This window comes from Streptomyces violaceorubidus, from assembly GCF_000717995.1.
Taxonomy (GTDB): Bacteria; Actinomycetota; Actinomycetes; order Streptomycetales; family Streptomycetaceae; genus Streptomyces; species Streptomyces violaceorubidus.
In genome coordinates, this window is the sequence record NZ_JODM01000113.1 from 1 (window position 1) to 1,182 (window position 1,182).

Below are 1,182 nucleotides of genomic sequence, written 5' to 3' on the forward strand. Positions count from 1 at the left end.
CGCGCCGGATGGTGTTGAGGCGGGTGATGAGGGGGGCGATGGTGGTGCCCTCGCGGGTGGCGCGGGCCCAGTCGCGGGGGGTGAGCTGGTACTTCTCCGAGTCGAGGTATTCCTCGCTGCCGTCGCGCAGGGGGGTGTTCTCGCAGAGTTCGTAGCCGCTGTAGATGCCCCAGGTGGGGGAGAGGGTGGCGGCGAGGACGGCGCGGGTCTCGAAGGCGGGGCGGCCTCCGCGCTGGAGGTAGGCGTGCAGGATGTCGGGGGTGTTGGTGAAGAGGTTGGGCCGCATGTAGGAGGCGGCGTCGCCCGTCAGTTCGGTGAGGTAGTCGGTCAGTTCCTGCTTGGTGTTGCGCCAGGTGAAGTAGGTGTAGGACTGCTGGAAGCCGATCTGGGCGAGGGTGGCCATCATCGCGGGGCGGGTGAAGGCCTCGGCGAGGAAGATGACGTCGGGGTCGGCGCCGTTGATCCCGGCGATGACGCGTTCCCAGAAGGCGACGGGTTTGGTGTGGGGGTTGTCGACGCGGAAGATGCGCACGCCGTGGTCCATCCAGTGGCGCAGGATCCGTACGGTCTCGGTGACGAGTCCGTCCATGTCGGCGTCGAAGGCGATGGGGTAGATGTCCTGGTACTTCTTGGGCGGGTTCTCGGCGTGGGCGATGGTGCCGTCGGGGCGGTGGTGGAACCACTCGGGGTGTTTGTGGACCCAGGGGTGGTCGGGGGAGCACTGGAGGGCGAAGTCGAGGGCGATCTCCAGGCCGAGTTCGCTCGCGCGGGCGACGAAGTGGTCGAAGTCGTCGAGGGTGCCGAGGGCGGGGTGGATCGCGTCGTGGCCGCCTTCGGGGGAGCCGATGGCCCAGGGGACGCCGACGTCGTCGCCGGTGGCGGTGAGGGTGTTGTTGCGGCCCTTGCGGTGGGTGGTGCCGATGGGGTGGACGGGTGGGAGGTAGACGACGTCGAAGCCCATGGCGGCGATCGCGGGCAGGCGGCGGGCGGCGGTGCGGAAGGTGCCGTGGGGCTGGGCGGGGGTGCCCTCGGAGCGGGGGAAGAACTCGTACCAGGCGCCGTACAGGGCGCGTTCCCGCTCCACGAGCAGGGGCAGCGGCTCGGAGGAGGTGACCAGGTCCCGCAGCGGATGGCGGGCCAGGACCGCGTCCACCTCCGGCGTCAACGCCGCCGCCAGCCGGG

General features: G+C 70.4%; 1 pseudogene. It reads right to left on the reverse strand.

What is annotated here, in order from left to right:
- Nucleotides 1-1,182: pseudogene (locus IE94_RS0134225) on the reverse strand (alpha-1,4-glucan--maltose-1-phosphate maltosyltransferase); the annotation flags it as partial.